This window comes from Litoribrevibacter albus (assembly GCF_030159995.1).
GTDB classification, from domain to species: Bacteria; Pseudomonadota; Gammaproteobacteria; order Pseudomonadales; family Litoribrevibacteraceae; genus Litoribrevibacter; species Litoribrevibacter albus.
Genome location: NZ_BSNM01000016.1, coordinates 609,698 through 624,964, shown reverse-complemented (window position 1 = coordinate 624,964; position 15,267 = coordinate 609,698). Strand labels below are relative to the sequence as shown.

Annotated in this window: 12 protein-coding genes; 9 read left to right on the top strand and 3 right to left on the bottom strand. The window is 46.4% G+C overall.

Annotation, left to right across the window (positions count from 1 at the left end; all coding sequences use genetic code 11):
* The first annotated feature begins 26 nt into the window (after positions 1-26).
* The 7 genes from QQL66_RS17420 (at position 27) to QQL66_RS17390 (ending at position 8,082) form a co-directional block, all read left to right on the top strand.
* Positions 27-332: a DUF2782 domain-containing protein gene (locus tag QQL66_RS17420; protein ID WP_284383153.1), complete on the top strand. Its 306-nt coding sequence runs from the start codon at positions 27-29 to the stop codon at positions 330-332.
* Between the two features lie 61 nt (positions 333-393).
* A complete protein-coding gene (locus tag QQL66_RS17415) occupies positions 394-1,338 on the top strand; it encodes a homoserine kinase (protein WP_284383152.1) in 945 nt (314 codons plus the stop codon).
* A gap of 174 nt (positions 1,339-1,512) precedes the next feature.
* On the top strand, positions 1,513-2,841 hold the full coding sequence (locus QQL66_RS17410; RefSeq protein ID WP_284383151.1) for an OmpP1/FadL family transporter: 1,329 nt from the start codon (positions 1,513-1,515) through the stop codon (positions 2,839-2,841).
* Positions 2,842-3,161: 320 nt separating this feature from the next.
* The gene (locus tag QQL66_RS17405) at positions 3,162-4,610 is read left to right on the top strand and encodes a hypothetical protein (RefSeq protein WP_284383149.1); all 1,449 of its coding nucleotides are present in this window, start codon (positions 3,162-3,164) and stop codon (positions 4,608-4,610) included.
* 169 nt (positions 4,611-4,779) lie between these two features.
* Entirely contained in the window at positions 4,780-5,703 is a 924-nt protein-coding gene (locus QQL66_RS17400) for a LysR family transcriptional regulator (protein WP_284383148.1), read from the top strand.
* Between the two features lie 126 nt (positions 5,704-5,829).
* Positions 5,830-6,297 carry a putative pterin-binding protein gene (locus tag QQL66_RS17395; RefSeq protein ID WP_284383146.1) on the top strand — a complete coding sequence of 156 codons (468 nt, stop codon included), beginning with the start codon at positions 5,830-5,832 and terminating at the stop codon, positions 6,295-6,297.
* A gap of 33 nt (positions 6,298-6,330) precedes the next feature.
* Entirely contained in the window at positions 6,331-8,082 is a 1,752-nt protein-coding gene (locus QQL66_RS17390) for an ATP-binding protein (protein ID WP_284383145.1), read from the top strand.
* A gap of 35 nt (positions 8,083-8,117) precedes the next feature.
* Here the strand turns inward: QQL66_RS17390 and QQL66_RS17385 are convergent, their stop codons facing one another.
* Together QQL66_RS17385 and QQL66_RS17380 are read right to left on the bottom strand one after the other, a co-directional pair.
* Positions 8,118-10,028, bottom strand: a complete 1,911-nt coding sequence (locus tag QQL66_RS17385; RefSeq protein ID WP_284383144.1) for an MFS transporter — start codon at positions 10,026-10,028, stop codon at positions 8,118-8,120.
* Between the two features lie 10 nt (positions 10,029-10,038).
* Positions 10,039-10,653 carry a TetR/AcrR family transcriptional regulator gene (locus tag QQL66_RS17380; RefSeq protein WP_284383142.1) on the bottom strand — a complete coding sequence of 205 codons (615 nt, stop codon included), beginning with the start codon at positions 10,651-10,653 and terminating at the stop codon, positions 10,039-10,041.
* Positions 10,654-10,865: 212 nt separating this feature from the next.
* On the opposite strand from QQL66_RS17380, the gene QQL66_RS17375 reads away from it, so the two are divergent.
* A complete protein-coding gene (locus tag QQL66_RS17375; protein ID WP_284383140.1) occupies positions 10,866-12,515 on the top strand; it encodes a cytochrome-c peroxidase in 1,650 nt (549 codons plus the stop codon).
* Positions 12,516-12,811: 296 nt separating this feature from the next.
* Positions 12,812-13,627 carry a substrate-binding periplasmic protein gene (locus QQL66_RS17370; RefSeq protein ID WP_284383139.1) on the top strand — a complete coding sequence of 272 codons (816 nt, stop codon included), beginning with the start codon at positions 12,812-12,814 and terminating at the stop codon, positions 13,625-13,627.
* A 30-nt stretch (positions 13,628-13,657) separates the two neighbouring features.
* On the opposite strand, the gene norR is transcribed toward QQL66_RS17370, so the two are convergent.
* The gene (gene norR, locus QQL66_RS17365) at positions 13,658-15,202 is read right to left on the bottom strand and encodes a nitric oxide reductase transcriptional regulator NorR (RefSeq protein WP_284383136.1); all 1,545 of its coding nucleotides are present in this window, start codon (positions 15,200-15,202) and stop codon (positions 13,658-13,660) included.
* Between the last annotated feature and the right edge of the window lie 65 nt (positions 15,203-15,267).

Genomic DNA, 15,267 nt, shown 5'->3' with positions numbered 1-15,267 from the left:
AGTAGCAGACACACGAGGGATAGACCATGCGTCTACAGACTTCACTCAGAATTAAAGGATGGATTCAAATAATTGCGATGTCATTGGCATTCATCGTTACGCCACTCTCTTTTGCTGAGAGCGGGACGGATATTTCCGAGCCGGAAGTCATCATCAAACAATCCGATGACAAGAAAATTTCCGAATACTATGTGAATGGCGTGCTAGTGGAAATCAAGGTCGAACCAAAGAACGCACCGACCTATTATTTAATTCCTTCAGATAACGGTCAGATGATTCGCGCCGATGAATCTCAACTTCTGTTACCGACCTGGAAACTCCTTGAGTGGTAACCCTGTAGTAAAACTGGTTTGCCCTTTTTGCGTTTTGTTTATTCATACAGAGTAGTGAGTTATGTCTGTTTATACCCAACTTTCCCAACAAGATTTTGATCAGATATGTGAGCTCTACGAGCTTGGAAAGTTGATCTCCTTTAAAGGAGTCGCAGACGGCATCGAAAATACCACTTACTTTTTTAATACCGATAAGCAAGGGATACAGAGTGAGTGGGTGTTCACTCTCTTTGAATATACCCAACCACAAGCATTGCCTTATTACCTCGAATTGTACGATCACCTGTATCAACAGGGTGTACCTGTTCCTGACCCGTTGCTCACCAAACAAAACACCCGGCTCATCACGCTTCACAACAAACCGGGTGCCGTCTTTCCAAAATTACCCGGTCGTACCCCCAATGAACTAACGCCTGAATTGTGTTTCCAATGCGGTGAGCAATTAGCGAAATTTCACCTGGCGGGAGAAAGCTATCCTCAACAACACGACTGCCCCAAAGGCTTGGTCTTTTGGCAGACCAGCGTTGAACAGTTCAATGAATTGAGTGAGGAAGACAAGTCACTTATTAAAGACTGCATCCAGCGTTACCAAGCGGCTATCAATGGGTTACCCAAGACATCCGTTCATGGAGATTTATTTCACGACAATGTTTTGGTAGATAACAGCAAGATCACAGCAATTATCGACCTATTCAATGCAAGTTACGATTACGCCGTTTATGATTTGGCCATTACTTTGAACGATTGGACGCTGAATCAGACACACCGCATCATCAAAGATCGCTACCAAGCCATGCTCGACGGCTATCAAAGTGTGCGTCCCTTGTCTGAACAAGAACACGCTGCCTTACCTATCATGCAGCAGACCTCTGCCATGCGATGGTGGTTGAGCCGTATTGATACCGCCAGAACATTTCAGAGTCAGAAAGACCAGGACACGACCTCATCCAAAGATCCCAACCAAATGAAAGCACAGCTACTCGCTCTACTAGAACAACTGGGTTAAACACTTGATAGAAAAGAACATTCTTCATCAAACACCTCAGAAAAATTCCAAACCAGCAATCTTTCACGATTGATCATTCCCTACAGGAATACCGACTAATCTCGTCATTCATTATTTTTACTTTCTCTGAGTCGCTACATTGCCCCAAAAGATATTAAAAACAAGGGTGATATCATGCGACAGAAGAGAACACATCAAACGTTTGAAAAAAATCAGAACCATCCACTTGAGCAAAGACACACGAGAAACCCTCTTACTGCGTTGGCCGTTCTCACTGTCAGCAGTCCTTTATTGATCTCAAATGCCCACGCCGTGGGTTTGCAGCTCATGCCGGGTTCATCGAATTTTGGCACCGCCGGTGCAGGTCATGCCGCCGAAGGCAATGGAGCAGGCTCCAGCTGGGCTAACCCCGCCACTATGTCTCTGGTTGAAGGTAATCAGATCGGTTTTGGAGCGATTGTCGCCGACACAGATCTCCAGTTTGAAGCCGATGATCCAACTCAGGACAGCGGCGGCGATTCCGGCAGCACCTTGTTGATTCCATCCTTTGCTTACGTTCACAGCTTAAGTGACGACGTAAAGCTTGGCTTTTCGGTATTGGCTCCGTTTGGCAGTGAAATTGACTACGGTAGCCAATGGACCGGCAGTAACGCCGTCACCTCTGCCAGCGTTCAGACCATTCAGGCACAACCGACTATCTCCTTCCGGGTAAATGATCACCTGTCGCTTGGAGGAGGCATTAATATTAACTACACGATGGCCGAGCAGGAACTTTCGCCAAGCTTCACCCAAAACATGCCAGGACCATTACCCGACCCAACGGTAGATGCGGATTTAGCACTGGATGCCGATGGCATTGAGTACGGCTGGACAGCAGGCGCGCTTTGGGAATTCAACCAACAGCATCGAGTTGGCGTAGTGTATCGCTCTGAAGTCGAGACGGACCTAAAAGGCGATGCCGATATCACTGCCAACTTTAACGGAACACAACTGATGGACAGCAGCGCAACCACTCGACTGAATTGGGAAAATCCTGCGAGTGTGATGGTCAGTGGCTACCATCAACTGACCGATAAGACGGCGGTGTTATGGGATATTGGCCGAACCTTCTACAGCAATTTCGAAACCACCACCATCAATGCAGACCTAGGCGGTGGCTTGGATATTCCGATTGAACGTAACTGGCAAGATGCTAACCGCTATGCCATCGGCGGTCATTATCAGCTCACGCAGAACGTCACTCTACAAGCCGGTTTCTCTTATGATGAAAGCCCTGTAGAAACAGAAGACAGAACAGCGGATCTGCCATTGGACGACATCAAACGCTATACCTTAGGCGCAGTTTATCAAGCCAATGAGCAAACCGAGTTAGCGTTCGGCATTGAATACGCCGACCTCGGCAATGCCAAGATTGAACAGCACGAAGGTTTATTATCCAGCCCGGCAGGTGACTACGATAACAGCGCTGTCGCGGCTTCGATGTCGGTAAACTACAAATTCTAATCCTTTCGTGATTATTCTTTTAATACGACCTTTTTGATCCAGTCCTTTTTAATCTAGCTCTTTTTGAACGATGCCTTTCTGACATCACCCTTTGCTTCCGAGACGCTGCTTCCTTGTCTCGGAGGCGCTTTTTGAACTTTCTTCGATCTAAGCTCTCTATCCTTTTTGATCAATTGATCAATAAGTCCTACATCCGTTAATCAACTGAATAATTATTATTCTTATTTGTGCATTGACCTGACTACAGCGTTCAATGAGGATGACAATCCATATAACGCTCAGGAATAAACTAATTCCATTTATGACAAGGATTACGTCCAGTGAAAGCCTATTTATTCCCTATCACCGCCCCTTTTAAAACCCTCGCTTTAACGTCAGCTCTGGCTCTGGCCGGATGTGGTGGCGGCGGAGGTGGCGGCTCAAGCAACGATGGCGGTACTCCAACGCCACCAGCCCCCTCAGGCAGCGAAGTAACCGTAATTGACGGCTACCTGGAAAACGCCCAAATCTGTATCGATCGCAACCGTAACTCCACCTGTGATACAGGCGAAACACTAGCTGACGCAACCGATGCCGAGGGTAAGATCACCATTTCGGACGAGGATGCCGACTACCCGATTATTGCCCGTATTATTGCTGGTGAAACGAATGATGCCGACCAGATTGGCATGATCAGCAGCTCTTATGAACTCATCGCCGAAGCAGGTTCTGATGTAGTAACACCCTTTACCACACTGGCAAAACAACTGAACATGACCATGGCAGACTTAGCCGCGTTATTGGGTGTACGAGAAGCAGTTGTGTCAGCCAACTACGTTGATTTAAAGACAGATGCGGCGCTTGCCGATGAAGCACGTCAGGCACATTTATTTGCTCGCAGTATCGTATCTCAGTTGGATGAGTTGGATACAGCAAGCTTTAACAACCTGGTGAATAGTTTTAAAACAGAGCTTACCAATCAGCAGAACCTGAACACGGATCTCGATACAATTCGCTTTAACTTATCGGAAACCGGGGCAACCGTAAGCTCGGTAGATAACTCCATTGAAGCCTTGTTTGCCCGGAGAGACTGGAGACTGGATGCGCTTAACCGGGTATCGGAAGACTCTGAGATAAACGAAGAGATCATCTTTGAAGACGGTAAAGTCAGCGGTATTCTGCGTGCGCCATCACCTTATGAGTTTAACGATAATCGACTACTATTTGGCGATGAGTATTACCATGAGGTGTTTTATCAATCTGACAACTTAATCTTGGCATTTGATGAACGAGATCAGCCTTACGCTTACCTCCCAGTAGAGATTCCAAACGATACTTACGGAATGGACTTAACCGCAGAACTATTTAGCGGTCACACCTGGTATCACTTACGGGATATTCAAAGTAAACGAAACATCAACGTACCAATTCAGATTTTTACCCGGATGGAGTTTTCCGAAAACACCGTAACCTTAACACCTGAAGGCTATGACCCTATCTTAGCTACATGGGAAATCGAAACGCACGATGACAAAGCTGACACACTGACGATCCATCTACCCAACAAACTATCTGAAGCCTTCCCTAATGAAGACACAATTACTTTATTAGCCTATACCGACATCGATGAAGATATAATCTTTGTAGATAATAAATCGACAATAAAATATATCAGGAATTTGTTGATTAAAGACCCTCAAATGGCCAACGCTTTCGTAACCCGTTGGAAAGCGGCTCCGTCACCAGTAGAGTGTGATATAGAATTACGTTGTTTAGAAACACGGCCATAAGGGTTTGAGTTCATTATCCTCAACGACTAGCAAGATCAGGCGCAGCCTTTGATGGATCAGAACAACGAAGCTGATTCGCATCACAGGTCTGTCAAACTGCGCCAACTTATTCTAAATTAATGAATCTCTCTTCATACACGTAACTATCATCATACACGTAACTATCATCATGAAACTGGAAGAACTGGCTCGATACGACATCAAACTGTTAGTGGCATTCCAAGTGTTGCTAGAAGAGGAAAATGTCTCTCGTGCAGCTGAGCGTATGTATGTTACTCAGTCCGCCATGAGTAAGATGATGGCACGACTCAAAGACATGTTTGGTGAAGAGCTGTTCTTTCGCACCCCCCATGGCATCCAAGCCACCGAACGGGCCTTAAGTCTCAGAGAATCACTCTACGATACCCTGGAGCAACTGAAACAATTACTTGATCCACCGGAATTTGACCCCCAACGATGTGACCGAACCTTTCGGATCTCCCTGATGGACAACCTCGCTGCGCGCATTTGCCCACAATTAATGAGCATTCTTAATCGCACCGCACCCAATGTAAAAGTTCAGGTGGTTCCCTGGACCAAAGACAGCATGGATGAACTCAGCGTAGGTCAATTGGATTTGGCGGTGAACATCGTTGATGTCGAGCGCGCAAACTTCTATGAGCATGTTTTTGCTCGGATCAACCCCTGCATTTTGGTTAGAAAAGGTCACCCACTAACAAAGAAAGACAAGATTACTCTGGACGAATATCTTTCTTATCCTTTCATAAAGATGGTTGTTTCCGAGTTTAATGACACACAACATAAGGACAGAGAAGCCCTTGAGCGCCTTGGCCGTCAACGTAATATTGTGTTTGAAACTCATAACCTCAACAGTGCCTTTCTGACACTTCAACATACCGATCACATCATGCTAGGTGGGCGAGGCTACAACGAAGAGGTCTTTAATCGCTTCGGAGTGGTTCCATTAGATATCCCTAGCGAGCTGGATGCACCGTCTTTCAGCTATAAAATCATATGGCATCAACGGCAACACAAACCCAGTGAACAACGTTGGTTCCGCAAACTGATTTTGGATTGCCTTTCAGCTGAATAACATAAGAAATTCAACCAAGCGCTCAATTTTCTATATACTCATCTAATAAAACCTTATTAAAATCGCCTGCCAAAGCAGGCCGGTTAGTAACTCGTCCTGACATCATTTATTCAATAGGGGATTACGGTGATTCAACAAACACTTCGTTTTATAAGTAGCATCGTCGTTTTTTCCCTCATCAGTATGGTGAGTTATGGTTATGAGCTTACCGTTAATTATGAGAATGAGAGTCATGTCCTCTCCCAGGCACAACTGAAAGATCTTACACACGATACACTGACAACTATCACGCCGTGGACCGACAAACCTCAGGTATTTTCAGGTATCAGTATCGCCTCGCTCATGAAACATTTTGATATTCATGCAACCAAAGCTTATGCCAAAGCACTGAATGACTATGAGGTTGAGATTAACTTAAACCAAGCTCTAGCAGCAGGCGCCTTCATAGTGTCACATGTTAATGGCGAGCCGATGAAAGTTCGAAATAAAGGGCCCTTTTGGATCATTTTCCCTTGGAGTGATCACCCCCATTTGATCGAACGGAAATATCAGGATTGGTCAATTTGGCAATTAACTGAGCTATCGTTTCATTAGTCTCATCCATTTCAACTCAGAATTTGATTACGAATGAAGCGCTTTAATTTCATTAACTTTTGGTTTTTTATCCTGTTTACAGTAACCCTTTGGTTATCTGTCATCTTTATTCGTATCTCCAATGAAGTACATCAATATTCAGATCAGGTGAACGACAACCGGCCTTGGCATTTATCTCAATTCCAGCTGGAAATAGAACGGTTAAACAGCGCCTTGATTGAGTACGTATATCAATCAACGGACGAGAACCGAGCCAAAGTTATATTTAAATTGGAATTACTCTGGAACCGAACCGATATTTTGGTGGGCGGGGTAGCCGGCCAGGAGTTGAAAAGGTACGATCAAACGTCTTACCGCTATCTGAGAAACATTCAGTCTTACCTCTCTTCTCATGAAGATGAGCTCTATCAAATGACACCGGCCTATGCCGCTCAATTTCATTCGGTAAACCTTGCTTGGGCAGATGAGTACAAACACAGAATCAGAGAGATCTTTCAACGCAGTTATCAAAACTTTCATGAAGTATCTCAGCAGGTACTGGACACTTATTACCTCACCCGTATTTTAATTCTCTCACTGGGACTGGTGATTTTCGTCCTGACCTGGGTGCTGTACCGAGAGTTTCAGCGCAGTAAGCGTTTACGTATTACGGCGGAAAAGGCCAGTGAAGCGAAAAGTTTGTTCCTTGCCAATATGAGTCATGAAATTCGTACGCCACTGAATGGCATCATTGGCAGTATTCAACTCATGCGAACCTCTGAAGACATCAGCGAATGCAAAGACTTAATGAAGACTCTGGAGCAGTCATCAGAAGCGCTGCTAGCCCAAATTAACGACGTATTAGATTACAGTCGCATGGAATCAGAACGCCATGTGGTAGAGCAAGTTCCGTTCGATGTTGTGAGCCTGGTTCGCTCGGTTACGTCTATTTATAACGCTCAAGCAAAGAATAAACAGCTTACTCTTACCTTTAACGTTGAACACCAAGTAGATGAGAATGAACCACTGACACTTGTGGTCCTCGGCGACCCAAACAAGCTTCGACAAGTGCTGTTAAATCTGATCAGTAACGCCATCAAATTTACACAAGAAGGCAGTGTCTCAGTCACGTTAAAAGTCACCAACGACAACCTGATCATAGCGGTTACAGATACAGGCATTGGAATTGCGGAAGATAAACACGAAGCCATTTTCCACCCCTTTGGCCAGGAAGACTCTTCCATCAGCCGACGTTTTGGAGGGTCCGGGCTTGGGCTGGCTATCAGTAAGAAACTGGCGGAAGTCCTGGGTGGCGAACTAACAGTGAAAAGTCAGGTCGCTCAAGGCAGCACCTTCACATTATCCATCCCTTACATTCCGGCACGAGCAGGTGAGACTTATCAAATCTCAGAAGATTTGGTTCAAGAACCAATGTTGCTGAAGGGAAAAGTGCTATTGGTTGAAGATAATCCGGTGAATCAGAAAATTGCCAACGCGATGCTGAAGAAACTGGGTCTGCAAGTGACGCTTGCCAGTAACGGAGATGAAGCGGTCAAAGCGGTGGCTATTGATCACTTTGACCTGATTCTGATGGATTTACAAATGCCTGAAAAAGACGGGCTGCAAGCAACACAGGAAATTCGAGCATTAGGGCATACCATGCCAATCATCGCGTTAACCGCTAACAGCACCATTGAAAGTCAGCAATCCTGCTTTGAGGTGGGTATGGTCGGCTTTATATCCAAGCCCTTTAAAGTGGAATCGCTGTATCAAGCACTTCAAATGCACTTAGGTCAGTTCGCCTGATCGTTATCGATCAGACGAACGACGATTCAACGTCTCTAAGCAAGATCACCACGCAAGTCCTTCACCTTGCTTTCCAGCAGTGGTGCCGATACCTGATCCGCAGTCAACAGATCACCAGCCCAGATATCCACCTTAGACCAGAAACGCTTAGGACGACTCTTGAGTGCAGCACCGTTACCATGACTGAAGAATGAGCCCCAAAGTCCACGTAAAGCCACAGGAAGTACAGGCACCGGGTTGCGTTCAAGAATCAATTCAATTCCTCTTCGGAAGGTATCGATTTCACCATCGCGTGTTAAACGACCTTCAGGGAAAATACACACCACTTCACCCTCTGCCAACGCCTGACTGACCTGATCCATCGCCGATTGATACGCTGCCGGATCACGGCGCTCAGAGGTAATAGGAATCGTCTTCGCTAATTTAAAGAACCAATTTAAGCCTTTGCTTTCATAGATAGGCTTATCCATCACAAAGCGCAGAGGACGACGACAAGCACCGGCAATCAATAGTGCATCCACAAAGCTGACGTGGTTCGCTACGATGACAGCAGCACCTTCATCGGGAAGATTCTCGAGATTTTTATGGCTGACACGGTACATAGTATGAGACAGAATCCAGATGCAGAAGCGCAACACAAACTCCGGCACTTGCGCGTAAATATAACCCGCGACGACCAGGTTCATAATCGCTAAGACACAGAAGTATTCCGGGATAGACAGTTCTAGTACCGATAAAAAGAACATCGCAATACCAGCACTAACAAACATAAATAACGCGCCAATTATATTGCTAGCAGCAATCACCTGAGCTCGCTCTTTCTCGTTAGAACGCTGCTGAATCAACGCATTAAGAGGAACAATATACAAACCGGCAAACATAGCAATCAGCAATAAATCAATCATCAAACGCCAGTTTTCAGGGTTTTGAATAAAGGCTACCGCGCCGATGTTCTCTGCTGTAACATCCGGTACTGCGAAAAATAAGTCAATACCAAAGACACTCATTCCAATCGAACCAATCGGTACAATACCCAGCTCAATTTTCCGGCCCGATAAACGTTCACACAATAGTGAGCCAAGTGCTATGCCAATGGAAAATAAGGTCAATAAGAGTGTTGATACTTCGGGATTCCCGTTTAATACATCTTTCGTAAAGCTAGAAAATTGGGTCAAATAACTTGAACCAATAAACCAGAACCAACTAATTGCCATAATCGACAAATACACGGGTCTATTTTTCAAGGTACGTTTCCAAACACCCGACAACTCTGTTACAGGATTCCAGTTAATTTTTAATTCAGGGGAAGGGGCTTCTGCTTTAGGAATGCTACGACATACCAAGTATCCCAACACTGCAAATACAACAACCGCAATTGGAAGGGTAACTTTTACATCAGTTGCACTAGCTAGATAACCAGCAACAATAGTCCCTAATAATATGGCAAGAAAAGTACCGGTCTCGACCAAGGCATTACCTCCCACCAGTTCTTCTTTATTCAAATTCTGAGGCAAAATGGAAAACTTCACAGGTCCAAAGAAAGCCGACTGAGTCCCCATTGCGAAAAGCAGCAGGATCATAGCAGCAATGGATTCCTGCCAAATGGCGAAGCAGGCTAGGCCCATCACGCCGATTTCAAACAGCTTGATCTTACGAATGAGCTGGGACTTTTCGTATTTATCCGCAAACTGCCCGGCTAATGGAGAAAAGATAAAGAATGGAAGGATAAATAAACCTGCTGCCAGATTAGTAATAAAGTTCTTGTCTATATCAGCAACAGAACTGAATAGCCCGAACGTCACTATTTGTATAAGAGCAAACTTATACACATTATCGTTAAACGCACCCAACGCCTGAGTGAGAAAATAGGGTAAAAAGCGTCGTGTCTTTAACAGCGCAAATTGCCCGTGCTCCTGAGTCTCGTGAGACTGATCATGTTCCTTCATAATATGCTCCTTATTGCGCCAGAGTATTCGAAATCCAGCCCGTTAGATAATGTCTAATTAAGGCGGAAATCATTTCAGAATTATTAAGATGACTCGGGGAGAAAAGTTTATCTTCCACCGCTAAAAAGCTGATGCCATGTACACCCGCCCAAATCACCCGTGCCGTTTGTTCCAGAGCTGAATCCGCTGCATCAGGATTCAACTCAGAAAGTATCGCTTTCAACCGTGTTAATAACGCATCAATACGTTGTTGCTGCCAATCCGGAATATCTTCATCCGATGCCAACCTTAACTCAAACACCAATCGCCAACGCTGTGGATGAGCCATTGCATAGTTCAAATAACTTAACGCCATGAACTCTAGTTGTGCCTGCGGATCAGATATCTCAGCCAAGCCTGCCGTCATTTCCACCGACATTTTATCTAACGTATCGGCATTTACTCGTAATAACAAATAACTGTAACTGCCAAACAGATTAATCAGAGTGCCCGGTGAATAGCCTATGCCTTTTGCAATCTTGCGTAAGCTCAGATTCTCAGCTGTGTCCTCTTCCAAATACTGTCTAACCCAGTGCAGTGCCATCGTGCAGATTTCTTCACTGCTGTGATCAAATCGTCTTGCCATTGTCTTTTTGACCTCAATTGAACACTGTTAAATTAAAAGCAATTGAACACCGTTCAAAACACTAATGCAAGCACTTTTAGAATTATTTTGTACAAAATACCAACAAATCTTCCTTGTTGTTTCCTTAATTCCTTCCGCTTTTATGCACCTTCTCCTCTTAGAGTTATTCACATCGAAAGCCAAAACCGCTTAGCTTGATTAGGGGAAATCCCATGAACAGAATAATAAACAAACCGACACTCGCGATAGGTAACCAAAACTCTCAGGGCTTGTCTTCTCACGCCTTTTCTATTCGTAGTTTCGTTACCTGGCCATTACTGATTTCTTCATTCGCACTGCTGACTGCCTGTGGCGGTGGTGGCGGAAGCAGTTCAGACAGCTCTACTGCCAGCGAAGAAACTTCTACAGCCTCGGACGACGACAGCGCCACCATCGAATTAACAGCAAATGACGAAGCGCTGATTGCCTTAATCGAAACCAACAATCTCGATCGAAGTTCAGTGGATGCACGTGACTTACCGGACATCGAGTCACCCATGGCGCAGTTAGGCATGAAGCTGTTTTACAGCAAAAGCCTGGGCGGTGGATTTGACAGTGCTTGTGTGACCTGTCACCACCCGGTACTTGGTGGCGGGGATGATTTGTCGTTACCCATTGGCGTAGAAGCCGTCACTCCCGATCAATTAGGGCAGGGAAGAACACATCAAGACGGCCTGCCATTAGTGCCAAGAAACGCGCCAACCGTCTATAACATCGGCTTTTGGGATACCGGGCTGTTTTGGGATTCCCGTGTTGAGAGCCTGGGCAAAGAAGCCAATACAAACGGCGCGGTTTCAGGTATTCGCACCCCCGACAGCGACTTTGGCGTCGCTGACACCAATGCAGGAGATAATCTGGTAGCGGCACAGGCTCGTTTCCCGGTGACGTCCTCAGAAGAAATGAAAACCGATGACTTTGAAAACGGCAGTGATAACGACACCATCCGTACTCACTTAGCTGCTCGCATTGGTGACTACGACGAAGGAGCCGGTGAACTGACCACCAACGAATGGCTGACCGAATTTCAAACCGCCTTCGGTGTCACCACAGATGCATCCAGCTTGGTCACTTTCGATAACATTGCTGAAGCCATTGGCGAATACGAACGTTCTATGGTGTTCATGAACAACCCTTGGCGAAACTATCTGGATGGTGACACTACGGCATTAACCGAAGATCAAAAAGCCGGGGCCCTTCTTTTCTTCACTCGCGTTACCGACGGCGGCGCAGGCTGTGCAGCCTGCCATAACGGCGAACTCTTCTCCGACGGACAACATCATACGGTCGCCTTCCCACACTTTGGCCCAGGAAAAGGCGACGGTAACGACGATGACTTTGGTCGGGAACGAGAAACCGGAAACACAGCTGACCGCTATCGTTTCAGAACGCCGTCCTTACTCAATGTCGCTACGACTGCGCCTTATGGACACGTTGGAGCCTATCAGACGCTGGAAGATGTGGTTCGTCACTACACCAACCCTCAACGACGGGTAAATGATTTCTTTGATGACGGCGGTTGGTGCCAACTGGAACAATTTGAAGATATCGCGAACTGCTCATCGCTCTATCCTAACGCGGAAGCCAACTCGCAGCTGGCTCTTAACAAGTTGGCTCAGGATCGGATCAACAACGACACCCGTTTCCCTCAAAACCCTCGTTTGAACGGCACAGAGGTCAATCAACTGGTGGCGTTTTTAGAAGCACTGACCGACCCTTGTGTAGAAGACCGTGACTGCCTGGACCCTTGGATTCCGGATACCTCAGATACAGGCCCGGATGGTAACCAACTGAATGCCGTAGATCGAAACGGAGATCTGCTCTAAGCAAGAACCCTATTTCGTACAATTCTCCCATCTGAACAGTGCTCCCTCGTCAGAGCACTGTTCCCAATCAAGAAACGGTTCTCAATCAAAACCCTGATTTTCCCTCAAAAGACAAAGCTTCCGTCGCCAGCCTGAAATACAGAATTTCGACCAACGGCCATCCAAAGTCAGCGCATTACCTATACTTGATATTCAGGTACCTGATCATCAGAAGCTGGTTATTCAGACGTTTATCATTCAGGTATAGGTTAATTAACACTTCGTTATTCCATCCATCTCAGGATCATCGACGGGTTATGAAACAGCGCATTTGGAGCAGCCTTTCTCTTATGCTCATGGTCACTCTGACATGCCCTTCGTCCGTGATCGCTGATGAGCATATTCAAAGCCCATCACAACTGCTCTTCTGTCATGAAAACGAACAGGCATTTCCCTGGGTAATGACCGTTGACGGTGAATCCCAGGGCCTGGACATAGAACTGTTAACGCAGGTCAGTCAAAAACTGAACATTGATATCGACTACATTGCCTTGCCCTGGAAGCGCTGCCTTCACCATCTGGAACTCAGCAAAGTAGACGGCGCATTTGCTGCCAGCTATAAGCAAGAGCGACTACACATGGGGCGATTTCCGGTAACCCTGAAAGGTAATCTCGACGCCAACCGACGAATTCACACCTCCGGCTATTCTCTGTATATTCCCAAAAATTCAGACCTGGGATGGAATGGTGAAACCTTTATTAATTTAACCGGTGAAATTTCCATCCAGAACGGCTTTTCAATTGGCGACCGGCTCACTGCACTGGGCATTCCGGTGGTAGAGTTTCAGGGGCCCATGGCGAATCTGATTAAAGTGAAAGAAGCAAGAGTGGCAGGAACAGCCTTACAAACAGATCGGGCGGATCAAATCCTCAAACAAAATCCAGAACTTGCCGACGCCATCGAGAAATATCCGATCCCTATATCCAGCAAGCCCTATTACCTAATGCTCTCCTTTAAGCTGGTTCGGTCACATCCTGACTTTGTAGAATTACTTTGGGAAACCTTGGCAGAAGTACGAGACTCAACAGAGATGGAAGCGGTTCAGGCTGACTTCTATGCTCAACATAACTGAAGCCCTAGGGAACCTCTGAATAAGTCCCTCTCAGCTCAGGCCTAAACGCTTTAACAACCGATGAAAATTTCCCCGATCAACGCCCAGCGCTTGGGCGGTTTTTGATTTATTACCCCCAAACCGAGTCAACAACTGAGTAATGTATTGGCGCTGTGACACATCCACCCAATCTTTCAGCGGCAAAATCTCTTGTGGAAGTGCTTCATCAACGGCAGAGGAAGGCATGGATACAGGCACCTCCGTCACATCCAGATCCAAATGTTTCAGTTCAATCTCAACAATACGCTCCGCCTGGGCTCGATTAGAAAAGGCTTTTAACGATGCCCGATGCAACAAATGCTCTAACTCACGAATATTACCCGGCCATTGATATTGGTACAGAGCGTGTTCTGCCTGAGCATTCAACGCCAAGGTAATGTTCCCCAACTTGCGTTGAAACTGGCTGAGAAAATACCCGGCCAGCGGTCCAATATCCTCTCGTCGATCCGCCAGATTCGGCACCGCAATGGGATAGATGCTTAACCGATGAAACAAGTCTGCCCGAAATCGACCTTCTGCCACTTCCACAGATAAGTCCCGATTGGTCGCAGCAACAATACGAACATCCACTTTGAAGGTCTGATCGGCCCCGACGCGCTGAATTTCACCTTGCTGAATGGCCCTTAACAGTTTCGCCTGAACTGCCAAAGGTAACTCACCCACTTCATCCAAAAAGAGCGTCCCACCATCGGCCAACTCAAACTTACCACTGCGGTTCTTGGAGGCGCCGGAAAACGCGCCCGAGACATGACCAAACAACTCACTCTCGACCAGATGCTCCGGTAAGGCCGCACAGTTCACTGCCACCATTGCCTGTTGATGACGTGACGACTGATGATGAATGCTCTGAGCCACCAACTCTTTGCCAACTCCGGTAGCGCCAGTAATCAATACCGTCAGATCGGACTCAGCAACGGTTTTAATATCCTGCTGAAGTTGAACAAACGCCGGGCTACGACCAATCATTTGATGCTCATGATGTTGATCCGAAATGGCCCGAACCACTTGCGTTTGATGTTCGGCTTTCCGCTCCAGACTCTCGATCAGATCGGCCGTCTTGATCGCCGCTTCGGTAATACGCACCAAGGTGTGTAACAACATCGGGTCCACTTGATCAAAGGTGCCGGGAATCAAGGCATCCAGTGTAATCACTCCCCACGGCTGATCATCGATGTATAAAGATGCGCCCATGCAATCGTGAACGTGCAGCAAACCATCGTCGGTAGGAATCAAACCATCGTAAGGGTCGGGTAAATCCGAATTCAGATCAAAACGCACATACTGACGGCTATGCAGTATCGTTGCTAATCTCGGATGTTCAGACACCCGAAACTGGCGGCCGATCAAATCCTGTCCAAACCCCTTTACCGCACAGGGGATGAGCTTCTCACCCTCCAACTTTAATAACGCACAGGCGTCACTTGGCACCAGCTCTAACCAGGCTTTCAAGAGTTTTTGATAGCGCTTATCGCTGCTCATATGCTTGGATAAATCACCAAGAATTTCAGCCAAGACCTGATACAAAGAAGCCGTCACTAAGATTCCTTATTCATCGCAATGTCAAACCCAGCTCTTTCTGGGCAATCAGTCGTGCGATGTAA